Origin of the sequence: Streptomyces sp. NPDC058373 (assembly GCF_042723275.1) — a bacterium.
Lineage (GTDB): Bacteria > Actinomycetota > Actinomycetes > Streptomycetales > Streptomycetaceae > Streptomyces.
Genome location: NZ_JBHXJE010000049.1, coordinates 1 through 22,127, shown reverse-complemented (window position 1 = coordinate 22,127; position 22,127 = coordinate 1). Strand labels below are relative to the sequence as shown.

17 protein-coding genes are annotated in these 22,127 nt (G+C 73.7%); 4 read left to right on the top strand and 13 right to left on the bottom strand.

Annotated elements, in window-relative coordinates:
* Window positions 1-14 precede the first annotated feature (14 nt).
* From pgeF to rsmH, 12 genes are all read right to left on the bottom strand, one after another.
* Window positions 15-791, bottom strand: a complete 777-nt coding sequence (gene pgeF / locus ACFWMZ_RS23600; protein ID WP_383177409.1) for a peptidoglycan editing factor PgeF — start codon at window positions 789-791, stop codon at window positions 15-17.
* Between the two features lie 8 nt (window positions 792-799).
* Window positions 800-2,035 carry a cell division protein FtsZ gene (gene ftsZ / locus ACFWMZ_RS23595; RefSeq protein ID WP_383203903.1) on the bottom strand — a complete coding sequence of 412 codons (1,236 nt, stop codon included), beginning with the start codon at window positions 2,033-2,035 and terminating at the stop codon, window positions 800-802.
* A gap of 275 nt (window positions 2,036-2,310) precedes the next feature.
* A complete protein-coding gene (locus tag ACFWMZ_RS23590) occupies window positions 2,311-3,102 on the bottom strand; it encodes a cell division protein FtsQ/DivIB (protein ID WP_383203900.1) in 792 nt (263 codons plus the stop codon).
* Window positions 3,103-3,145: 43 nt separating this feature from the next.
* Window positions 3,146-4,243, bottom strand: coding sequence for an undecaprenyldiphospho-muramoylpentapeptide beta-N-acetylglucosaminyltransferase (gene murG / locus ACFWMZ_RS23585; RefSeq protein WP_383177418.1), 1,098 nt, complete (start codon window positions 4,241-4,243; stop codon window positions 3,146-3,148).
* Window positions 4,244-4,249: 6 nt separating this feature from the next.
* Complete coding sequence (gene ftsW, locus ACFWMZ_RS23580) at window positions 4,250-5,593, bottom strand: putative lipid II flippase FtsW (RefSeq protein WP_383177421.1); 1,344 nt, start codon at window positions 5,591-5,593, stop codon at window positions 4,250-4,252.
* Window positions 5,594-5,697: 104 nt separating this feature from the next.
* Window positions 5,698-7,128, bottom strand: a complete 1,431-nt coding sequence (gene murD, locus ACFWMZ_RS23575) for a UDP-N-acetylmuramoyl-L-alanine--D-glutamate ligase (protein WP_383203915.1) — start codon at window positions 7,126-7,128, stop codon at window positions 5,698-5,700.
* On the bottom strand, window positions 7,125-8,198 hold the full coding sequence (gene mraY / locus ACFWMZ_RS23570; RefSeq protein ID WP_383177423.1) for a phospho-N-acetylmuramoyl-pentapeptide-transferase: 1,074 nt from the start codon (window positions 8,196-8,198) through the stop codon (window positions 7,125-7,127). The genes murD and mraY overlap by 4 nt, the downstream gene beginning before the upstream one ends.
* Window positions 8,195-9,619, bottom strand: a complete 1,425-nt coding sequence (gene murF / locus ACFWMZ_RS23565; RefSeq protein WP_383177426.1) for a UDP-N-acetylmuramoyl-tripeptide--D-alanyl-D-alanine ligase — start codon at window positions 9,617-9,619, stop codon at window positions 8,195-8,197. Before murF ends, mraY begins: the two co-directional genes overlap by 4 nt.
* A 4-nt stretch (window positions 9,620-9,623) precedes the next feature.
* Entirely contained in the window at window positions 9,624-11,450 is a 1,827-nt protein-coding gene (locus ACFWMZ_RS23560) for a UDP-N-acetylmuramoyl-L-alanyl-D-glutamate--2,6-diaminopimelate ligase (RefSeq protein WP_383177429.1), read from the bottom strand.
* A gap of 11 nt (window positions 11,451-11,461) precedes the next feature.
* Window positions 11,462-13,537: a peptidoglycan D,D-transpeptidase FtsI family protein gene (locus ACFWMZ_RS23555; protein ID WP_383177432.1), complete on the bottom strand. Its 2,076-nt coding sequence runs from the start codon at window positions 13,535-13,537 to the stop codon at window positions 11,462-11,464.
* Window positions 13,538-13,541: 4 nt separating this feature from the next.
* On the bottom strand, window positions 13,542-14,132 hold the full coding sequence (locus ACFWMZ_RS23550) for a septum formation initiator family protein (protein WP_383177435.1): 591 nt from the start codon (window positions 14,130-14,132) through the stop codon (window positions 13,542-13,544).
* Window positions 14,129-15,061, bottom strand: coding sequence for a 16S rRNA (cytosine(1402)-N(4))-methyltransferase RsmH (gene rsmH / locus ACFWMZ_RS23545; RefSeq protein ID WP_383177465.1), 933 nt, complete (start codon window positions 15,059-15,061; stop codon window positions 14,129-14,131). Before rsmH ends, ACFWMZ_RS23550 begins: the two co-directional genes overlap by 4 nt.
* A 439-nt stretch (window positions 15,062-15,500) precedes the next feature.
* Here rsmH and ACFWMZ_RS23540 point away from each other — a divergent pair, with 439 nt between their 5' ends.
* From ACFWMZ_RS23540 to ACFWMZ_RS23525, 4 genes are all read left to right on the top strand, one after another.
* The gene (locus tag ACFWMZ_RS23540) at window positions 15,501-16,040 is read left to right on the top strand and encodes a beta-class carbonic anhydrase (protein ID WP_383177438.1); all 540 of its coding nucleotides are present in this window, start codon (window positions 15,501-15,503) and stop codon (window positions 16,038-16,040) included.
* Between the two features lie 214 nt (window positions 16,041-16,254).
* Complete coding sequence (locus tag ACFWMZ_RS23535) at window positions 16,255-17,274, top strand: AAA family ATPase (RefSeq protein ID WP_383177441.1); 1,020 nt, start codon at window positions 16,255-16,257, stop codon at window positions 17,272-17,274.
* On the top strand, window positions 17,274-18,626 hold the full coding sequence (locus ACFWMZ_RS23530; RefSeq protein ID WP_383203897.1) for a DUF58 domain-containing protein: 1,353 nt from the start codon (window positions 17,274-17,276) through the stop codon (window positions 18,624-18,626). Before ACFWMZ_RS23535 ends, ACFWMZ_RS23530 begins: the two co-directional genes overlap by 1 nt.
* Window positions 18,623-21,040 (top strand): DUF3488 and DUF4129 domain-containing transglutaminase family protein, encoded by a 2,418-nt coding sequence (locus tag ACFWMZ_RS23525; protein WP_383203894.1) that lies wholly within the window; start codon window positions 18,623-18,625, stop codon window positions 21,038-21,040. The genes ACFWMZ_RS23530 and ACFWMZ_RS23525 overlap by 4 nt, the downstream gene beginning before the upstream one ends.
* 293 nt (window positions 21,041-21,333) lie before the next feature.
* Here ACFWMZ_RS23525 and ACFWMZ_RS23520 read toward each other — a convergent pair whose 3' ends face one another.
* Window positions 21,334-21,753 (bottom strand): DUF3040 domain-containing protein, encoded by a 420-nt coding sequence (locus tag ACFWMZ_RS23520; RefSeq protein ID WP_383177450.1) that lies wholly within the window; start codon window positions 21,751-21,753, stop codon window positions 21,334-21,336.
* Window positions 21,754-22,127 lie beyond the last annotated feature (374 nt).

The window sequence follows — 22,127 nt, the reverse complement described above, 5'->3', positions numbered from 1 at the left end:
CAGTCCCGCCACGCTCATCGGTCCAGTGCCCCGGCGAACTTCGCCTGCCGCGGCGCCAGCCACACATAACCGGCGAGCCGCCCCGTGGTCCCCTCGCGCCGGTACGAGAAGTGGTCGGCCGACTCCAGGGTGCAGACCGGCGAGGCCTGCCGGTCCGTCACCCCGAGCCGCTCCAGCTGGGCGTGCACCCCGGCGACCACGTCGACCGCCGGCGTACCCCGACGCGTCTCGGCGTACGCCGCCGGCTCCGCCGACGCCACCTCGGCGCGCAGCGCCTCGGGCACCTCGTAGCACCGGCCGCAGACGGCCGGGCCGGTGCGGGCGGTGATCCGGGCGGGGTCGGCGCCGAGCCGCACCATGGCCTCGACGGTCGCGGGCACCACCCCGGCGGCCATGCCGGGGCGTCCGGCGTGGGCGGCGGCGCAGACCCCGGCGACCGGATCGGCCAGCAGCACCGGGACACAGTCGGCGGTGAGGACGGCGAGGGCGAGGCCGGGCCGGGCGGTCACCACGGCGTCCACCTCGGGGACCGGCCGCTCGCCCCACGCCCCGTCGACCACGGCGACGTCCCGGCCGTGCACCTGGTTCATCCAGACGACGTCGGCCGCGTCGAGCCCGAGGGCCTCGGCGGCGCGGGCGCGGTTGGCGCGCACGGCGGCGGGGTCGTCACCGACGGCCCCGCCGAGATTGAGCCGCTCGTACGGAACGGCGCTCACCCCGCCCCACCGGTCGGTGAAGGCGAAGTGGGCGCCGCCCGCGGTGCCGTGCTCCCCGGACACGGGTCCGGGCACCGGCGATATCACTTGAGGAAGTCCGGCACGTCCAGTTCCTCGGCCTGGCTGTCGTACCGGGCCGGGGGAACCTGCGGCGGCGTCACCGGCGGGGTGGGCAGTTCGGTGGCCGGAACCGGCTCCGGCTCGGGGGTGGCGGCCGGCTGCTGGGTGGGCTCCTCGCGCGGGGTCACGCTGCCGAGGCCGCCGAAGGCGGGGCGGGTGGGCTCGGGCGTCGCCGCCGGGCGGGCGGCGGGCGCCGGCTCCTCGCGCTTGGCGGAGGAGGAGCCGAGGACGTTGTCCCGCTTGGACGGGGGCTGGCCGCCGTCGAACCCGGCGGCGATGACGGTGACCCGCACCTCGTCGCCGAGGGCGTCGTCGATGACGGCGCCGAAGATGATGTTGGCCTCCGGGTGGGCGGCCTCGCTGACCAGTTGGGCGGCTTCGTTGATCTCGAACAGGCCGAGGTCGGAGCCGCCGGAGATGGAGAGGAGGACCCCGCGGGCGCCGTCGATCGACGCCTCCAGGAGGGGGGAGGAGATGGCCATCTCGGCGGCGGCCACCGCGCGGTCGTCGCCGCGGGCCGAGCCGATGCCCATCAGGGCCGAACCGGCCTCGGACATGACCGACTTGACGTCGGCGAAGTCGAGGTTGATCAGGCCGGGGGTGGTGATGAGGTCGGTGATGCCCTGGACGCCGGAGAGGAGCACCTGGTCCGCGGACTTGAAGGCGTCGAGAACGCTCACCTGGCGGTCCGAGATGGACAGCAGGCGGTCGTTGGGGATGACGATGAGGGTGTCGACCTCTTCGCGGAGTTCGGCGATGCCGTCCTCCGCCTGGTTGGCGCGGCGGCGTCCCTCGAAGGTGAACGGGCGGGTGACCACGCCGATCGTGAGGGCGCCGAGCGAGCGCGCGATGTTGGCCACGACGGGGGCGCCGCCGGTGCCGGTGCCGCCGCCTTCACCGGCGGTGACGAAGACCATGTCGGCCCCCTTGAGGACCTCTTCGATCTCCTCGCGGTGGTCCTCTGCCGCCTTGCGGCCGACGGCCGGGTTGGCTCCGGCGCCGAGTCCGCGGGTGAGTTCCCGGCCGACGTCGAGCTTGACGTCGGCGTCGCTCATCAACAGCGCCTGGGCGTCGGTGTTGATGGCGATGAACTCGACGCCCTTGAGACCGACCTCGATCATCCGGTTGATGGCATTGACACCACCGCCGCCGACACCGATGACTTTGATGACTGCGAGGTAGTTCTGCGGTGCTGCCACGTCGAAGGCCTCTCGCCTCGATTACGTGTCGCCGCCGGGCGATGCCGCTCGGCGGACGACTGATGTCGAATGGGGACGGTCCGAACGCCGACCCGAACCCTAACGTTGAAGTTCAGGGTTACCAGTGTGCCTGTTTCCTGGACTGTTCCGGACAGGACACTAAGTCGACAAGCGGCGCGCGTTCAACGAACACGCCGAACCTCCCGTTTTTCTTTTCACCCTATGTGATCACCCGTAGCACGGGCCAACCAGGGTGCTGGCCTGCGGATTTCCCGTCAACCACCTGATGCCGCAGGGGCGGTGGGCACACTCACGTCGAAGTGACGGGCCTTCGGCGCCGCCTTCAGCAACGCGGTGAGCGCCTTCGCCTTCGTATCACCCTTCTCACCACTCCCCCAGACCACCGTGCGGTTCCCGCTCAACTCCAGCGAGATGGCGTCGAAGGAACGCACCCGTACGGCCCTCAGCTCCCCCCGCACCGCCGCGGGGACGTCGGCGGCCGCGGTGACCGCCTCGGTCCGGAGCCTGCTCGCGGGAAAGCGCTTCAGGCTCGGGGAGCGGGCGGCGTCCAGCTTCAGCAGGGGCACGCCCTTCGGCCGTGTACCCACCGTCGCGAACCGCACTCCTTCGCGGTCCACTTCACCATATTGTCCGTTCTTCTCGATGATCAGAACGGGTCGGCGCTCGGTCACCCGCAGCAGGACACCGTGCGGCCAGGAGCGTTCGACCTCGGCGGTACGCAGCCGGGGCAGTCGGTCGAGCAGGCGGACGGCGACGGCGTCGGTGTCGACGGAGGCCAGGGGGACCCCGGTGGGCACGGCGGCGGCCTCGCGGACCTGTGCGGGCGTCAGCACCCGGGTCCCCTCGGCCCGGACGTCCTCCACCCGCAGCCACGAGGAGCCGTAGAGCGCCCAGACGGCCGCCCCGCCCAGCAGGGCGGTGGCGGCCGCGAGGAGCAGGAGGAGGCGTCCGCGGCGCGGGCCGGACCCCGGTGCCTTCGCGGTCCGCGCGGGCGGTTCCTCGGTCTCGGGGGTCCGCCCGCGCCGGGCGGTCGTCGTTGCGGCCACGCTCCCTGTCGCCTCCTGCGTCACGCGGGGCGTAGGCCGCCCCTCAGTGGTTGGCGCGCCGTGCGGCGATCGCCTCGTACACCATGCCGACGAGCAGGTCGTCGGCGTCCCGGCGGCCGAACTCGGAGGCTGCGCGGGACATTTCGTAGAGCCGGTGCGGGTCCGCGAGGACCGGCAGCACATTCTGCTGCACCCACTCCGGCGTCAGCTCCGCGTCGTCGACGAGGAGTCCGCCGCCGGCCTTGACCACCGGCTGGGCGTTGAGCCGCTGTTCGCCGTTGCCGATGGGCAGCGGGACGTAGGCGGCCGGGAGTCCGACGGCGGAGAGTTCGGCGACGGTCATCGCGCCCGCGCGGCAGAGCATCATGTCCGCCGCCGCGTAGGCGAGGTCCATGCGGTCCACGTACGGTACCGGGATGTAGGGCGGCATCCCGGGCATGTTGTCGACATGCGGCAGTTCGTTCTTCGGGCCGACCGCGTGCAGGATCTGGATGCCCGCCCGCTGGAGCGAGGGCGCGGCCTGCTGGACGACCTCGTTGAGGCGCCGGGCACCCTGGGAGCCGCCGGAGACCAGCAGCGTCGGCAGGTTCGGGTCGAGGCCGAAGGCGGCGCGGGCCTCGGGCCGGACCCGGGCGCGGTCGAGGGTGGCGATGGCGCGGCGCAGCGGGATGCCGATGTAGCGGGCGTCACGCAGCTTGCTGTCGGGGGTGGAGACGGCGACCCCGTGGGCGTACCGGGATCCGATCTTGTTGGCCAGGCCCGGGCGGGCGTTGGCCTCGTGGACGACGATGGGCACGCCGAGCCGCTTGGCGGCGAGGTAGCCGGGCAGGGCCACGTAGCCGCCGAAGCCGACGACCGCGTCGGCCTTGGTGCGCTCCAGGATCTGCTCGGCAGCCTTGATCGTGCCGCGCAGCCGCCCGGGGACGGTGATCAGCTCGGGGGTGGGCTTGCGGGGCAGGGGGACGGCGGGGATCAGCGCCAGTTCATAGCCGCGCTCCGGCACGAGCCTGGTCTCCAGGCCTCGTTCCGTGCCCAGCGCCGTGATCCCCACGGTCGGGTCCTGCCTGCGCAGGGCGTCCGCGAGGGCGAGCGCCGGCTCGATATGACCGGCGGTCCCCCCACCGGCGAGTACGACATGCACCGAAATTCACCGCTCTCCGGACGTGCGCCCGCGGGCGCGCCGTCGCATCGTGTTCCATCTCACCGCTGCCCGCTTCCTGCCGGGCAGTCTCGTGTCCAGTGCCGCCCGTGCGGCCGGGTCCGCCCGCGCGAACGCGATGAGCAGCCCGATGGCGGCCATGGTCGGCAGCAGGGCGGACCCACCGTAGGAGAACAGCGGGAGCGGGACCCCGGCGATCGGCAGCAGGCCGAGCACCGCACCGATGTTGATCACGGCTTGCGCCATGATCCAGGTGATCACACCTCCCGCGGCGTACCTCACGAAGGGGTCCTCCGTGCGTCCGGCCACGCGGATACCCGCATAGCCTAGAGCCGCGAAGAGCGCGAGTACCGACAGCGTCCCGGCGAGGCCGAGTTCCTCCCCGGTGACGGCGAAGATGAAGTCGGTGTGCGCTTCCGGCAGTTGACCCCATTTTTCCACACCCGCACCGAGCCCGGAACCGAAGAATCCGCCGGAGGCGAGGGCGTAGCTGCCGTGCAGCGGCTGGAGGCAGATGTCGGCGGGCCCGGCGTCGGTCGCCCCCAGGCAGCTGAGCCGCGCCATCCGGTTGGGGCTGGTCCAGATCAGCAGCGCGCCGATGGCGGCGGCCACCGCGAGGACCGAGGCGAAGAGCCGGGTGGGGGCGCCGGCGATCCACAGCAGCCCGAAGAGGATCGCGGTGACGATGACCGCGGTGCCCATGTCGCCGCCGAGCATGATCAGGCCGAGCAGTATGAAGGCGGCCGGGACCAGCGGCACCAGCAGGTGCTTCCACTGGGTCAGCAGCCGCCGCTCCTGCTTGCGGGCGAGCAGGTCGGCCCCCCACAGCACGAGGGCGAGCTTGCCGAACTCGCTGGGCTGGATCTGGAAGGGGCCGCCGAAGGAGAGCCAGTTGGTGTTGCCGTTGATCTCCTGGCCGACCCCGGGGACCTGGACCAGCGCCATCAGCGCGACCGAGCCGACGGTGATCGGGTACGCCAGCGCCCGGTGGAGCTTGACCGGCATCCGGGAGGCGATCACCAGCAGGACCCCGCCGATGAGGGCGGCGACGAGCTGCTTGGAGAAGAAGTAGGAGCTGCCCAGGTTCTTGTTGATGGCGTACACCATCGAGGAGGAGTACACCATGATCAGCCCGAGCACGATGATGAGTACGCTGGCGCCGACGATGACGTAGTAGGCGGTCAGCGGCCGGTCCCAGGCCCGTTGCACGCGGCGCCGGAACCGGGCGGCCGGGTTGTCGCGCAGGCGGGCGCCGAGGGGGCGCCGGGCCGGGGGCGCGGCGCTGCGCGGGCGCGGCGCGGTGCGCCGGCTCCGGTCGGTGTCGGCCGGCATGGTCGCTGTCCCCTCCAGTCGTCCCCGGCGCGGCGGTCCTCGCCCGGCGGCCCGCCCCGCCCTCCGAGGGCGGGGCGGGCCGCGCCGTGGGCGGGCGCGGGCCCTCAGGCGTCGGGGGCCAGCGCCCGCACCGCCTCGGCGAACGCCTCGCCGCGCCGGTTGTAGTTGGTGAACATGTCCATCGAGGCGCAGGCCGGGGCCAGCAGCACGGTGTCGCCCGCCTCGGCGAGGCCGCGGGCGGCGGTGACCGCCGCGGACATCGCCCCAGTGTCGGTCCGGTCCAGGTCGACGACCGGGAGGTCGGGGGCGTGTCGGGCGAGGGCCTCACGGATCAGGGCGCGGTCCTGGCCGATGAGGACGGCGCCGCGCAGCCGGTCGGCGGCGGAGGCGACCAGTTCGTCGAAGGTGGCTCCCTTGGCCAGCCCGCCGGCGATCCAGACGATCGGCCGGTAGGAGTTGAGGGATGCTTCGGCGGCGTGGGTGTTGGTGGCCTTGGAGTCGTCGACGTAGGTGACGCCGTCGATCTCGGCGACCTTCTCGATCCGGTGCGGGTCCGGGGCGAAGGCGCGCAGCCCGTCGCGTACGGCGGTGGCGGGCACCCCGTAGGCGCGGGCGAGGGCGGCGGCGGCCAGGGCGTTGGCGATGTTGTGCGGGGCCGGGGGGTCCACGTCGGCGGTCTCGGCCAGTTCCTGGGCCTGCCGGTGCCGGTCGGGGACGAAGGCCCGGTCGACCAGGAGCCCTTCGACCACGCCGAGTTCGGAGGGGCCGGGGGCGCCGAGGGTGAACCCGACGGCGCGGGCGCCCTCCTCCACGTCGGCGGCGCGGACCAGGGCCTCGGTGGCCGGGTCGGCGGTGTTGTAGACGCAGGCGACGCGGTTGCCCTCGTAGATCCGGCCCTTGTCGGAGGCGTACGCCTCCATGGAGCCGTGCCAGTCGAGGTGGTCGGGGGCGAGGTTGAGGACCGCCCCGGAGTGGGCGCGCAGCGAGGGCGTCCAGTGCAGCTGGTAGCTGGAGAGTTCGACGGCGAGGACGTCGTAGGACTCCTCGGCGAGGACCACGTCGATCAGCGGGGTGCCGATGTTGCCGACGGCGGCGGTGCGCAGTCCGGCGGCGGTGAGGATCGAGGCCAGCATCCGGGTGGTGGTGGTCTTGCCGTTGGTGCCGGTGACGCAGAGCCAGTCGGCGGCGCCCTCGGGCCGCAGCCGCCAGGCGATCTCGACGTCGCCGACGACCTCGGCGCCCGCCTCGGCGGCGGCCGCGAAGAGCGGCGAGGTGGGCTTCCACCCGGGTGAGGTGACGACCAGGTCGGTCGGCTCGGGGAGGGTGTCGGCGTCGCCGAGGCGGACCGCGACGGTGCCGGGGGTGTCCGGTGCGTCGAAGGCGGCGGTGAGTTCGGCGGCGCGCGCCAGGTGCGCCTCGCCCTCGCCGCCGTCCACGACGGTGACGTGCGCGCCGAGGCCGGCCAGGGCGCGGGCGGCGCTGATGCCGCTCACACCGAGGCCGGCCACGGTGATGTGCTGGTCCTTCCAGGTCACTTGGTGGCTGCCCATCCCGCGTAGAAGATGCCGAGGCCGACGATGACGCACATGCCCTGGATGATCCAGAAGCGGACCACCACAAGGACTTCGGACCACCCCTTGAGTTCGAAGTGGTGCTGGAGTGGCGCCATCCTGAACACCCGCTTGCCGGTGAGGCGGAACGAACCGACCTGGATCACCACGGACATGGTGATGAGGACGAAGAGGCCGCCGAGGACGGCGAGCAGCAGCTCGGTGCGGGAGCAGATGGCGAGACCGGCGAGGGCGCCGCCGAGGGCGAGCGAACCGGTGTCGCCCATGAAGATCTTGGCGGGCGAGGTGTTCCACCACAGGAAGCCGAAGCAGGCGCCCATCAGCGCGGAGGCCACCACGGCGAGGTCGAGTGGATCTCGTACCTCGAAGCAGGCCGCCGGGTTGGTGAGGACCTCCGCGTTGGCGCAGGACTCCTGGAACTGCCAGACGCCGATGAAGGTGTACGCGCCGAAGACCATGACGGAGGCGCCGGTGGCGAGGCCGTCGAGGCCGTCGGTGAGGTTCACGCCGTTCGACATGGCGAGGATCATGAAGAGCGCCCAGATGACGAAGAGCACCGGGCCGATCTTCCAGCCGAAGTCGGTGATGAACGACAGGCGGGTGGAGGCCGGTGTCTGGTCCCGCTGGTCGGGGAACTGGAGGGCGAGCACGGCGAAGGCGATGCCGACGGTGAGCTGTCCGGCCATCTTCGCCTTGGCGCGCAGGCCCAGCGAGCGCCGCTTCACGATCTTGATGTAGTCGTCGAGGAACCCGACGAGGCCCATGCCCGCCATCAGTCCGAGGACCAGGAGACCCGAGAAGGTCACCTGGTAGCCGGTGATCAGCTTGGACAGGAAGTACGCGATGATCGTCGCGAGGATGAAGGCGATACCGCCCATCGTCGGCGTCCCGCGCTTGGCGTGGTGCTCGCGCGGACCGTCGTCGCGGATGTACTGGCCGTAGCCCTTCTTGGCCAGCAGCTTGATCAGCAGTGGTGTGCCGATCAGCGTCAGGAACAGTCCAATGACGCCGGAGAGCAGGATCTGCTTCATCATCGGGCGGCGACCTCGCCCTCGCCCGTACCGTCCGCCAGCAGAGCGGCGGCGACCTTCTCCAGTCCCACGGACCGGGAAGCCTTCACGAGTACGACATCTCCTGGGCGCAGCTCGCTGCGCAGCAGGTCGACCGCCGCCTGTGCGTCGGACACGTGCACCGACTCCTCACCCCACGAACCCTCGTTGTATGCGCCCATGCGCAGCCAGGCCGCTTCCCTGCCGCCGACTGCCACGAGCTTGCTCACGTTCAGCCGGACGGCGAGCCGTCCGACGGCGTCGTGTTCGGTGAGCGCCTCGTCCCCCAGCTCGGCCATCTGTCCGAGCACCGCCCAGGTGCGGCCCCCCTCGCCGCGGCGGGCGCCGCCCATCGCCACGAGCGCGCGCAGGGCGGCCCGCGTGGATTCGGGGTTCGCGTTGTAGGCGTCGTTGACGATCGTCACACCGTCCGGGCGCTCGGTGACCTCCATCCGCCAGCGGGACAGGGACTCCGCCTCGGAGAGCGCTTGGGCGATCTCGTCCACGGGCATGCCCAGTTCCGATGCGACGGCGGCGGCGGCGAGCGCGTTCGACACGTGGTGCTCACCGTACAGGCGCATGGTCACATCGCCGCACCCGGAGGGTGTGTGCAGCGTGAAGGCGGGGCGGCCGTTCTCCGTGAGCCGGACATTCTCGGCGCGGATGTCCGCTTCGGGCGCTTCGCCGAAGGTGACGACGCGCGCCTTGGTACGTGACGCCATGTCACGGACGTAACGGTCGTCGGCGTTGAGGACGGCGACGCCGTCCTCGGGGAGCGCCTCGACCAGTTCGCCCTTGGCGAGGGCGATCTGCTCGCGGCCGCCGAACTCGCCGATGTGCGCGCTGCCGACGTTGAGGACGACGCCGATCCGCGGCGGGGTGAGTCCGGTGAGGTACCGGATGTGGCCGACGCCGCGGGCCCCCATCTCCAGGACGAGGTGGCGGGTGTCCGCGTCGGCGCGCAGCGCGGTCAGCGGCAGCCCGATCTCGTTGTTGAGGGAGCCGGGCGTCCACACCGTGGGCGCGGCGCGCTGCAGGAGTTGCGCGACGAGGTCCTTGGTGGAGGTCTTGCCCGCGGAGCCGGTGAGGGCGACGACGGTGGTGCCGAGGCGCTCGACGACGGCACGGGCGAGCGCGCCGAGGGCGCGCTCCACGTCGTCCACCACGAGGGCGGGCACGCCGACGGGCCGCGTCGCGAGGACGGCGACGGCGCCGGTCTCCACGGCGGTGGCCGCGTAGTCGTGGCCGTCGGCCCGTTCACCGGCGAAGGCGGCGAAGAGGCTGCCGGGGGCGGCGAGCCGGGAGTCGATCACGACCGGTCCGGTGACCTGGGCGTCCAGGTCCGGTATGTCGACGGGTTGCCCGCCGACGATGCTGCTGATCTCGGCCAGGGAGAGGGCGATCACAAGTTCATCCCGCGTTCTTCTGAGGGGCTGCCTGTGTGCCAGCGGCCGCCTCGGCGGCCTGCTGGGTGGTGCCCGGCCGGTCCGCGGCGGCCCGGCGGGCCTCGGCCCGCTCGATGGCGGCACGCAGCACCAGCCGGTCGTCGAAGGGGCGGACCACGCCGTTGATGTCCTGGCCCTGTTCGTGGCCCTTGCCCGCGACCAGGACGGTGTCCCCGGCCTCGGCGCGGACGACGGCCTCGGCGATGGCTCCGGCCCGGTCGGCGTCGATGATGACGTCGCCGCGCTCGTGGATGGGTACCTCGGCGGCACCGGCGAGCATGGCGGAGAGGATCGCGAGGGGGTCCTCGGAGCGCGGGTTGTCCGAGGTGAGGACGGCGAGGTCGGCGAGGCGGGCGGCGGCCGCGCCCATCGGTCCGCGCTTGGTGGTGTCGCGGTCGCCGCCGCAGCCGAGCACGATGTACAGCCGCCCCTCGGTGACCTTGCGCAGGGCGCGCAGCACCGATTCGACGGCGTCGGTCTTGTGGGCGTAGTCGACGACCGCGAGGTACGGCTGTCCGGCGTCGACGCGCTCCAGGCGGCCGGGGACGCCGGGGACGGCGGCGATGCCGTCGGCGGCGGTCTGCGGGTCGATGCCCGCGGCGGCCAGGGCGACGACGGCGGCCAGCGTGTTGGCGACGTTGAACGGCCCGGCCAGCGGCGAACGGGCGCTGATCCGCTCGCCCTTGGGGCCGACCGCGGTGAAGGTGGAGTCGAGGCTGCCGACCACCACGTCCTCGGCGCGCCAGTCGGCGTCGGGGTGGCCCTCGGCGGAGAAGGAGATGACGGGCACCTCGGACTCGGTGAGCAGGCGGCGCCCGTACTCGTCGTCGTAGTTGACGACGCCCTGTTTGGAGCGGGCGGCGGTGAAGAGCTGCGCCTTGGCCCGGAAGTAGTCCTCCATGTCGGAGTGGAACTCCATGTGTTCCGGGCTGAGGTTGTTGAAGACGGCGACATCGAAGACGCAGGCGTCGACGCGGCCGAGGACCAGGGCGTGGCTGGAGACCTCCATGGCGACGGCGCGGACGCCGCGTTCGCGCATGACGGCGAAGAGCGCCTGGAGGTCGGTGGCCTCGGGGGTGGTGCGCTCGGACTTGATGCGCTCGTCGCCGATGCGCATCTCGACGGTGCCGATCAGACCGGTCGGCGGTACCTCCTCGCCGGACCCCTTCGCCTCGGCCTCCTGGGCGGCGCGCAGGCCGCCCTCCATGAGGTAGGCGGTGGTGGTCTTGCCGGAGGTGCCGGTGATGCCGATCTGGAGCAGGTCGCGGCCGGGGTGCCCGTAGAGGGTGGCGGCGACCTCGCCCATCCGGCCGCGCGGGTCGCCGACGACCAGCACGGGCAGGCCGGTGGCGAGGGCGGGGCCCGCTCCGGCCGGGTCGGTGAGGACGACGGCGGCGCCGAGGCCCGCGGCCTGGGCGGCGAAGTCGGCGCCGTGGAAGCGGGCGCCGGGCAGGGCCGCGTAGACGTCGCCGGGGCGCACGGCCCGGGAGTCGTGGGTGATGCCGCTGATGGCGACGGCGGCGGGGTACTCGGCCCCGCGGGCGTCGACGCCGAGCTGATCGGCCAGTTCCTCCAGCGTGGTGGCGGGAACCTGGAGCGGGCGCGGAGGCCCCGGGTAGGTCACGGGAGCACCCTTCAGTGCGGCCTGCGGTGTTTCGGAGTGATCAGCGTGTGGCACGGCGGTGAGCGTACCGGGCGCACCCCTCGGGTCGCGAAATGAGGGGGCGGCGGGTCCGGTGGCGTCGTTGCCGTCCGGGCGGTGGTTCCCCGGTTCGGGGGTGATCGTATCCACGCGGTTCCTGGTCAGTCCTCGGGGGTGAAGGTGACGGGCAGTCGGGCCTGTTTGGCGCCGCTGGGCGGCACCTGGAGGCTCTTCAGGGCGAATTCCATGACCTGCTTGTAGACGGGGCCGCAGATCTGGCCGCCGAAGTAGCTGCCCCTGGTGGCGTCCTGGATGGCGCAGTAGACGGTGACGCGGGGCTTGTCGGAGGGGGCGAAGCCGGCGAAGGACGAGGTGTAGCCCTTGTAGCGGCCGGTCTCGGGGTCGACGCGGTTGGCGGTGCCGGTCTTTCCGGCGACGCGGTAGCCGGGGATGCGGGCCTTGACGCCGGTGCCCTCCTCGTCGTCGACGACCGACTCCAGCATGAGGGCGAGGGTCTTGGCGGTCTTCTCGCTGACCACGCGGGTCTTCTCGGCCTCGGGCGCGGGGGTGAACGCCTCGCCGTCGTGGGTGCCGCGGACCAGGGTGGGGGCGACCCGGACGCCGCCGTTGGCGATGGTCGAGTAGACCGAGGCGGCCTGGAGGGCGTTGATGGAGACGCCCTGGCCGAAGGGGATCGTGTACTGCTGCGACGTCGACCAGCTCTCCGGCCGGGCGAGGATGCCCGGGGTCTCGCCGGGGAAGCCCAGGCCGGTGGGGCGGCCGATGCCGAACTTCCTGAGGTAGGAGTGGAGCACCTTGTTGGCCTCGGGCTGGGTCTTGCCGAGCTGTTCGACGGCGAGGATGGTGCCGATGTTGCTGGACTTGGCGAGGACGCCGTTGAGCGTGAGGTACCAGGTCGGGTGGTCGACGTCGTCCTGGAAGAGCCGGTCGCCGCGGTGGAGGCGGTTGGGGACGGTGACGTGGGTGCCGGGGGTGGCCGCGTTCTCCTCCAGCACCGCCGCCATCGACATGACCTTGGCGGTGGAGCCGGGCTCGTAGGCGTCCTGGACGGCGGCGTTGCCCATCGAGGTGGCGGCGGCCCCGGTCAGGTCGTTGGGGTCGAAGCCGGGGGCGTTGGCGAGGGCCAGGACCTCGCCGGTGGCGGTGTCCTGGACGATGACGTACCCGCGGGCGGCCTTGGACTTGGCCACCTGTTCGGAGATGGCGTTCTGGGCGGCCCACTGGATGTCGCGGTCGATGGTGAGTTCCAGCCCTGAGCCGGGGACCGCGGGGTCCTCCTCGCTGCCGGCGGTGGGCACCTGGCGGCCGCCCGCCTGGGCGTAGGTGATCCGGCCGTCCTCACCGGCCAGTTTCTTGTCCCACTGCGCCTCCAGGCCGCCCGCGCCCTTGCCGTCGGCGTTGACCCAGCCCAGTATCCCGGCGGCCAGGTCGCCGCCCGGATAGACGCGCTTGCTGGTGGAGACGGGGAAGATCCCGGCGAGGACGCTGTTCAGGTCGGGGTTGCCCGCCTTGCGCCCGCTCTTCTGGAGCTCCTCGGCGAAGGTGTTCCTGAGGTCCTTGATCTGCTTCCACACCTGCGGCGTCTGACGCCGGGCCAGCACCACGTAGCGGGTGTCGTCGCGCCGGAGCTTGGCGGTCAGCTCCTCGGCCTCGGCGCCGAGGATCGGGGCGAGGATCTGCGCGGCCTGCAGCGGCGCGTCCTTCTCGCCGGTCTTCTCCGGGGTGAACATCGAGGGGTCGGCGGTGATGTCGTACGCGTCGACGCTGGAGGCGAGTTCGACGCCGTTGCGGTCGGTGATCGGCCCGCGCTCGGCGGGCAGCACCCCGCTGTACGAGCGGCTGGCGGCCGCGGCCGCGCCGTACGCCTGCGGGTCGACGGCCTGGAGCTGGAGCAGCCGCCCGACGAAGACCGCCATCACCAGGGTCAGCGCGAACCCGACCAGCCGCAGCCGGGGCCGGGGCCTGCCGAGCCGCAGCTTGGCGGCCCTGGGCGGGGTCCGTGGGTTACGGGGACGGGGCGCGGGCCTGCCGGAGCCCTGCCCGGCGCGCGGCGTGCGGCGCTCGGCGGGCTTGCGGGCCGTGCTCCTGGCGGCGGCGCCTGAGCGGGCCCCGCCACCGGAACGGCCGGAGCCGGAGCCGGAGCGCCCACCGCCGGAGCCGCCCGCCGGGCGGGCCGGGCCGGGTACGCGGCGGCGCGGGGGTTGCCTGTCGGACACGGCGTCACCTGCCAGGGGTCGGGGCGGCGGGGGCGGGCTCGCCCGCGGGCGGCGGGGCGGGGGTGTCCGAGGGCGCGGGGGCGTCCGGTGGGGCCGGGCTCGGGGAGGGGGCCGGGGCGCCGGAGGCGGCGGGAGCGGCGGGGGCGCCCGAAGGCGGGCTCGCGCCGGGCGAGGGGGACGCCTGGGGCGAGGGGGGCGGGGGCGCCTCGGCGACGACCGGGGTGGGGGCGGGGCTGGGCACGCCGCGGACGGTGCCGTCCGGGTCGAGGAAGACCGGGATGCCGCCGGGGACCAGGCCCAGCGTGTCGGCGCGGCGGCGCAGGGCGTCGGGCCGGGAGCGGGCGTCGACGTCGCGCTGGAGGGCCTGCTGCTCGTCGGTCAGCTCGGTGGTCTCGCGCTTGAGCTCGCTGAGGGTGAAGGAGCCTTCGTTGAGGGCGGAGTTGAGCACCAGCAGGGTGATCAGGCCGCCGCCGAGCAGCACCACCACGAGCAGCACGAACGGGGTCCGGGCGGCGCTCGCCGGGCCGGCGGGCAGCAGCCGCGCCAGCCGGGCGGCACGGCCGCGCAGTTCGGGGCCGCCCACCTGGCGGCTCACTCCTGGTACTCCTCGCGGATGCGCTGGGCGCCGCGCAGCCGGGCGGGGGCGGCCCGCCGGTTCTCGGCGACCTCCGCATCGGTGGGCAGTTCGGCGCCCCGGGTCAGCAGCTTCAGGCGCGGCTGGTAGCGCTCGGGGACCACCGGCAGCCCGGGCGGGGCCGTGGAGGCGGCCCCGGCCGCGAAGACCTGCTTGACCAGCCGGTCCTCCAGCGAGTGGTACGACAGGACGGCGATGCGTCCGCCGACGGCGAGCGAGCCGACCGCCGCCGGGATGGCGCGCTCCAGGACGGCCAGTTCGCCGTTGACCTCGATGCGCAGCGCCTGGAAGGTGCGCTTGGCCGGGTTGCCGCCGGTGCGCTTGGCGGCCTGCGGCAGGGCGTCCCGGATGACCTCGACCAGGCGGGCGCTGTGGCTGAAGGGTTCCTTGGCGCGCTCGTCCACGATCGCGGAGACGATGCGGCGGGCCTGCTTCTCCTCGCCGTAGGCGCGCAGCACGCGGACCAGGTCGCCGGGGGCGTAGGTGTTGAGGACCTCGGCGGCGCTCATGCCGGTCGTCTGGTCCATCCGCATGTCGAGCGGGGCGTCCTGGGCGTAGGCGAAGCCGCGGTCGGCCTCGTCCAGCTGCATGGAGGAGACACCGAGGTCGAAGAGGACGCCCTGGACGCGGGGGACGCCGAGCCTCGCCAACACCTCGGGCAGCTCGTCGTAGACCGCGTGCACGAGGGTGGCGCGGTCGCCGTACGGGGCGAGGCGCTCCCCGGAGAGGCGCAGCGCCTCCTTGTCGCGGTCGAGGGCGACGAGCCGGGCGGCGGGGAAGGTGGCGAGCAGGGCCTCGCTGTGACCGCCGAGGCCCAGGGTGCAGTCGACGACGACGGCGCCGGGTTCGGCGAGGGCCGGGGCGAGGAGGTCCAGGCAGCGGCTGAGCATCACCGGGACGTGCCGGGTGTTGCCGTCCTCGGGGGCCGGGGCCTGGTGGCCGGCAGCGCTCTGTGCGCCGCTCGTCTCGTCTGCGTCGCGCCCCAGCATTGCGCCCTCTCGGTCCGGCGCGGAGCCGCACGGAGGGGCCGGGTGCCCGCCGGGGGCGGCGAGCGGTCGGGAGCCGCGCCGTACGCGCACCGCACGCGTCAGATCTCTCGGGGGCCGGTTCGGTGGTCCCCCCGGTGGCGGCGGGGAGCGTGTCGCCCCTGCCACTTCGCGTCACTTTAGTCCACTCCCGACGGCGGTCAATCAGCCGCTCCGCGCGTCGCCCGGGGCGGTGCGGGTGGCCGGGTTGCGCCGTGTGGGTTACCTCACAAGGGGTGCCGCCGGGGCGCTTCGCCCCCCTCCGCGCGAGCCCGGAGCGGCGGCGCGCATTACCTTCGTATCCATGTCGACTCCCGCTCACACCGAAGGCCGCCCCACCCCGGCCGGCACCGACGTCACCGACCGCCTCGTCGAGGCCAACGGCCGGTACGCGGCCAAGTTCACCGACCCCGGCATGGACGCTCGCCCCGTGCTGAAGGTCGCGGTCGTGGCGTGCATGGACGCCCGCCTCGACCTGCACGCCGCGCTCGGCCTGGACCTCGGCGACTGCCACACCATCCGCAACGCGGGCGGTGTGGTCACCGACGACGTGATCCGCTCCCTCACCATCAGCCAGCGCGCGCTGGAGACCCGCAGCGTCATCCTCATCCACCACACCAACTGCGGCCTGGAGAGCCTGACGGAGGAGTTCCGCCAGGACCTGGAGGCGGAGGTCGGGCAGCGGCCGACGTGGGCGGTGGAGTCCTTCCGCGACGTCGAGCAGGACGTGCGCCAGTCGATGCAGCGGGTGCGGACCTCACCGTTCCTCCTGCACACCGACGACGTGCGCGGCTTCGTCTTCGACGTGAAGACCGGCGCTCTCACCGAGATCGACCCCGCCTAGCCGCCGCCCACCCCGAACCCTCCCCGCCGAACACGGCAATTCCCCGCAAAACCGCAGTTGTCGTCCGGGGGCGAGTGACACACGCCCTTGGCGGCAACAAGAATGCGCAGGAGGCATCGCGTGACGGCCCCCGGCCGTACGCGCTGCCCACGCATCGGGGAGGGTCCGGCCGCGCCGTCGCGCACCGGCCCGACAAGGGGCCGAGGAGGGCCGGGTGACGACCTATGACGGGCGAGCGAGCCTCACAGATCTGACCGCCACAGTGGAACGGGTGCGCAGGTCGGTCGAGGAGGTGATCGAGGGCAAGCCGGAGGTCGTACGGCTCTCCCTGACCGTCCTGCTGGCCGAGGGCCACCTCCTCATCGAGGACGTGCCGGGCGTCGGCAAGACGATGCTGGCGAAGGCGCTGGCGAGATCGGTGGACTGCTCGGTCCGCCGGATCCAGTTCACCCCCGACCTGCTGCCCTCGGACATCACCGGCGTGAGCGTCTACGACCAGCAGCACGCCGAGTTCGAGTTCAAGCCCGGGGCGATCTTCGCGCAGATCGTCATCGGCGACGAGATCAACCGCGCTTCCCCCAAGACCCAGTCCGCGCTGCTGGAGTCGATGGAGGAGCGCCAGGTCACGGTGGACGGTCACAGCTACCCGCTGCCCGGCCCGTTCATGGTGGTCGCCACCCAGAACCCGGTCGAGATGGAGGGCACCTACCCCCTGCCGGAGGCGCAGCGGGACCGCTTCATGGCCCGCGTCTCCATCGGCTATCCCTCCCCCGACGCCGAACTGCGCATGCTCGACGTGCACGGCGCCACCTCCCCGCTGGACGACCTCCAGCCGGTCGCGCACGCCCACGACATCCTCAAACTGATCGACACGGTTCGCGCCGTCCACGTCTCGGACGCGGTACGCCGCTACGCCGTCGCCCTGGTCGGCGCCACCCGCAGTCATCCCGAGCTGCGGCTCGGCGCCTCCCCGCGCGCCACCCTGCACCTGGTGCGCGCCGCCAAGGCCGCCGCCGCGCTGGCCGGCCGGGAGTTCGCGCTCCCCGACGACGTGCAGGCGCTGGCGGTACCGGTCCTCGCGCACCGGCTGCTGCCGACCGCCCAGGCCCAGTTGGCCCACCGCACCTCGGAGCAGGTGGTCCACGAGATCGTCCAGGGCACCCCCGTCCCCGGCTCGTCCAACGGCTCGGTGCCGCACGGCAGGCGCCCGTACTCCGCCCCCCGGGGCATGTGATGCCCGGCCCTGGCCCCGGCGCCGAGGAGGCGCAGGACCGGGGCGGGCTGCGCGGGGCGTTCGGCGGGCTCACCACCCGGGGCCGCTCGTTCCTGGCCGCCGGGCTGGCCGCGGCGCTCTGCGCCTACCTGCTCGGCCAGGGCGACCTGCTCCGGGTCGGCCTGCTGCTGGCCGTGCTGCCGCTGCTCTGCGCCCTGTTCCTGTACCGCACCCGCCACCGCGTCGAGGGCAGCCGCCGGCTGACCCCCGCCCAGGTCCCGGCGGGCTCCGAGGCCCGGGTGACGCTCCGCGTGGACAGCGTCTCGCGGCTGCCCACCGGCCTGCTGATGCTCCAGGACCGGGTGCCCTACGTGCTCGGGCCGCGCCCGCGCTTCCTGCTGGACCGGGTGGAGCCGGGCGGCCGCCGTGAGGTCTCCTACCGTGTCCGCTCCGACCTGCGCGGCCGCTATCCGCTGGGCCCGCTCCAGCTCCGGCTGACCGACCCGTTCGGGATGTGCGAGCTGAACCGCGCCTTCTCCGGCCAGGACACGCTGACCGTCGTCCCGCGGGTCGAACGGCTGCCCCCGCTGCGGCCGGGCGGCGAGGCGCGGGGCTTCGGCGAGGGGCGGCAGCACACGCTGGCGCTGGCCGGTGAGGACGACCTGATTCCGCGTGGCTACCGTCACGGTGACGACCTGCGCCGGGTCCACTGGCGCTCCACGGCCCGCCTCGGCGAGCTGATGGTCCGCCGCGAGGAGCAGCCGCAACGGGCGGGCTGCACCGTCCTGCTCGACACCCGGGCCGCCGGTTACGCCGGTTCCGGCCCCGGCTCCGCCTTCGAGTGGGCGGTGGCGGGGGCGGCCTCGGCCCTGCTCCACCTGCTGGAGCGCAACGTCACGGTCAGGCTGGTCACCGACACCGGCGACGCGGTCCCCGCCGAGGGGCCCCCGCAGGCGTACGGCGGCCAGTCCGGACAGACGGCCGCGCTGATGATGGACCTGCTCGCCGTGGTCGGGCACTCCGACGGTGCCGGTCTCTCGCGGGCCCACGCGGCGCTCAGCCAGAGCGGCGAAGGCCTGCTGGTGGCCTTCCTCGGCGACCTGGACGAGGAGCAGACCACGCTGGCCGCCCGGGTCCGCCGCCCCGGCTCGACGGCGGTGGCGTTCCTGCTGGACTCCGAGGTCTGGGCGGGCGAGGGGCGGACCGAGGCGCTCGACGCCCGGGCCCGGCGGCTGCGGGAGGCGGGCTGGACCGTGGTCCCGGTGCCGCCCGGTGTCGCGCTGGCCCCCCTGTGGGGCGGCGCCGGTGTCCCCCGTTCCGGTCCGGCCGGACCACGTACCGCAGCTTCGACGCCCTCGGGGGGTACCGCGTGAGCGGACGGATCGGCATTCTCCTCGCCTCGTGGGCGGCGACGCTGCTCGCCTCGGCCGCGCTGCTGCCGCTGGTGGACCGCTCCACCTGGCTGCTCCAGGCCGCGCTGCTGCTGGGGCTGATGGCCGGCACCGGCGCGGCGGCGCGCCGGGTGCCGCTGGCCCGGCCGCTGACGGCGGGCGCCCAGCTCGTCGTCGGGGTGCTGCTGCTGACCCTGGTCTTCGCCCGTAACCAGGCGTTCCTCGGTTTCCTGCCGACCCCGGGGTCGGTGCGCGAGCTGGGGACGCTGATCGGCACCGGGGTGCAGGACGTGGGCCGGTTCGCGACTCCGGCGCCGCTGACCGACGGCATCGCGCTGCTGCTGGTGGGCGGGGTCCTGGCGATCGGCCTGCTGGTCGACACCTTCGCCGTCACCTACCGGGCCGCGGCCCCGGCCGGGCTGCCGCTGCTCGCGCTGTACTCGGTCGCGGCCGGGCTCTCGGCCGACGGCGCGGGCGCGCTGTGGTTCGCGCTGGCCGCCGCCGGCTACCTGGTGCTGCTCCTCGCCGAGAGCCGGGACCGGCTGGCGCAGTGGGGCCGGGTCTTCGGCGGCCCGGCCCGCGGCGGCCGCCTCTCCTCGGGGTCGGAGGGCGGAGCGGGCGGCACCGCGGCCCCGCTGCGCTCGGGCCGCCGGATCGGCGCCGTCGCGCTGGGCCTGGCCCTGGTGGTGCCGCTGGCGCTGCCCTCGCTCGGCACGGGGCTGCTCGACGGGACCGGTCCCGGACGCGGCGGCGGGGGCGGCGGCGGGGGCACGATCTCCGCCGTCAACCCGCTGGTCTCGCTCCAGAACAGCCTGAACCAGCCGGAGAACCGCGAGGTGCTGAAGTACCGCACCAACGCCACCGAGACCGACGACCTCTACCTGCGGATCGTCTCGCTGGACCAGTTCGACGGCTCCTCGTGGAAGTCGGCGGGCCGCCGGGTCACCGACGTGCCCGAGCGGCTGCCGCCCCCGGCCGGGCTCTCCGGCGACGTCCCGGTCACCGAGATCTCCACCAACGTCGCGGCCGCCGACTGGTACGCCCAGGACTGGCTGCCGATGCCGTATCCGGCGACCCGTGCCGAGGTGCCGGGCGACTGGCGGTTCGAGCGGGTCGGCCGCACCCTGGTCGGCGACCGCGACCAGACCACCCGGGGCGTCAACTACTCCGTCGACAGCCTCCTGGTGCGCCCCACCGCCCCCCAGCTCTCCGCCGCCGAATCGGCCGGGGTGGCCGACACGCTGCCCCGCGAGTTCTCCTCCGTCCCCGACTCCCTCCCCGCCGTGGTGGAGCGCACCGCCCGGCGCGTGACCGAAGGCGCCGCCAACGACTACGAGCGGGCGGTACGGCTCCAGGACTGGTTCGCGCAGGAGGGCGGATTCACCTACGACACCCAGGTACGGGCGGGCAGCGGCGCGCAGGCCATCGCGCGGTTCCTCCGCGACAAGGAGGGGTTCTGCGTGCACTTCTCCTTCGCGATGGCCTCGATGGCCCGCACCCTCGGCATGCCCTCGCGGGTGGCGGTGGGCTTCACGCCGGGAACGGCGAAGAGCTCCGGTGAGATGTCGGTGGGGCTGCGGGACGCCCACGCCTGGCCCGAGCTGTACTTCGAGGGCATCGGCTGGACCCGGTTCGAGCCGACCCCGAACCGCGGCTCGGTGCCCGAGTACACCCGGCCCGACGTCCCCGACAGCGAGGTGGACGACCCGGAGCAGCCCGAGGAGTCGGCCTCCGCCGCCCCCTCCGCCGAGTCGGGCGACGACCCGGACTGCCCGCGCGCGGAGCGGGCGCTCGGCGAGTGCGGCTCCGAGGACCCCGACGCCGGGGCGGCCGCGGGCGGCGGCGGCCCGCCCTGGGGCACGCTGCTCGGTGTGACCGGCGCCCTCCTGCTGCTGGCGGCCGCGCTGCTGGGCCCGATGGTGTGGCGCCGCCGGGTCCGCACGCTGCGGCTCACCCCGGTGGGCGGCGGCGCGGGCGAGCGCGGCGTCTCCGCGCTCGCGGCGTGGCAGGAGCTGACCGACACCGTCTGGGACCACGGCATCCCGCCAGACGAGGCACTGACTCCCCGCCGGGCCGCCGAGCGGCTGGTCCGGCTCGCCGAACCGGGCCCGGACGCCGCCGAGGCCGTGCACCGGGTGGCGGGAGCGGTGGAGCAGGTGCTGTACGCGCCGCGTCCGGTCCCCGTGGCGGGGCTCGCCGACGACGTCGCCCTGGTCCGGGCCGCCCTGCACGCGCGGGCCTCCCGCCGTACCCGGCTGCGGGCACTGCTGCTGCCGCGTTCGGCCGTCCGGGTGATCTGGGCCGCGGCCGACCGCTGGGCACGGCTGCGGGGACGCGGCGAGGCGGCGGCCGCCCGGCTGCCGCGGCTTCGGGGGCGCGGGGCTCAGGGCGGCTGAGGCGCCGGGCCGGGGGACGGCTGAGCGGAGGGCGGGCCCGCCTGGGAGGCGGGCTCATCCTCCGCTGTGCCGTGTGCGGAGCGGAGTGGGGCGTACCCGTGGGCTCACGTACGCCGGGCGGTCTCAGGGGCGGCCGTGCGCGTGCCCGGCCCGGTCGGCCACCCTCGGGCACGGCCCTCCGCCCGCCGCCTCGGCCGAAACCCATGTACCGCACAACGAGGTGGGGCCCGCCCTGGAAGGCGAGCCCCACCTCGTCATCACTCGGGACCGGCCTGACCGGCCGGCCCCCGCGCTTACTGCCCTTGTCCGTCCCGGCGCTGCTGCCAGCGCTGTTCGATACGGTTCATCACGGAGCGGCGCTGTCTGCCTTGCTTGCCCTGACGTCGCTTGATGTCGGCATCCGCGGGATCCGTGGAGCCAGGGGCCGGCTGCTCGCCCGGCTTCGGCGCTTTGCGCCAACCGGTGACCGCGAGTACCGCGCAGCCCAGCATGACGAGGAATCCCACCACGCTGACCCAGATCTGCTGCGCGACCATTCCGGCCATGAGGAGCACGATACCCACGAGGAAGCCGACGACTGCCTGGTACACCCGGCGACGGGTGTACGTACGCAGCTTGCTTCCCTCAAGCGCTGTCGCGAACTTGGGATCTTCGGCGTACAACGCTCGCTCCATCTGCTCGAGCATGCGCTGCTCGTGCTCTGAGAGCGGCACGGAGTCCTCCTCATCGTGCAGTCGCCGAGGCGACAGGGGGGTCCCCTTCAGGATAGGCAGGGAATCGCCCCCGTGAAACCCGCCCCTCTGCGCCAATTCGCCATCCGGTTCGAGCCGACACACCAATTCACTGAGGCGTCCATTCCCCAGGAACCGACCTGCCATGCCTTGCCGGACTCCCTCGATCATACGGCGCCGACCGCCCGAACGGGTTCCCGTGCCGTACTCCGTCCGGCCCGGTTGCCCTGATCACAGCCCTGTGCGGCGGTGACGGAGGGACTAGGCCCTGTCCGGCGGATCTTCGTGGAAGAGCCTGCGGCGTCTGGTGCGTGCTCTCGGCGTGCGCCCGGATCTCCCTCGTACTGGACGTACTC

Coding starts and splice junctions, on each gene's coding strand:
- ACFWMZ_RS23530 (WP_383203897.1), top strand. CDS start 17,274: ATGCCCGGCCCTGGCCCCGGCGCCGAGGAGGCGCAGGACCGGGGCGGG.
- rsmH (WP_383177465.1), bottom strand. CDS start 15,061: ATGCTCAGCCGCTGCCTGGACCTCCTCGCCCCGGCCCTCGCCGAACCC.
- ftsW (WP_383177421.1), bottom strand. CDS start 5,593: ATGCCGGCCGACACCGACCGGAGCCGGCGCACCGCGCCGCGCCCGCGC.
- ACFWMZ_RS23540 (WP_383177438.1), top strand. CDS start 15,501: ATGTCGACTCCCGCTCACACCGAAGGCCGCCCCACCCCGGCCGGCACC.
- mraY (WP_383177423.1), bottom strand. CDS start 8,198: ATGATGAAGCAGATCCTGCTCTCCGGCGTCATTGGACTGTTCCTGACG.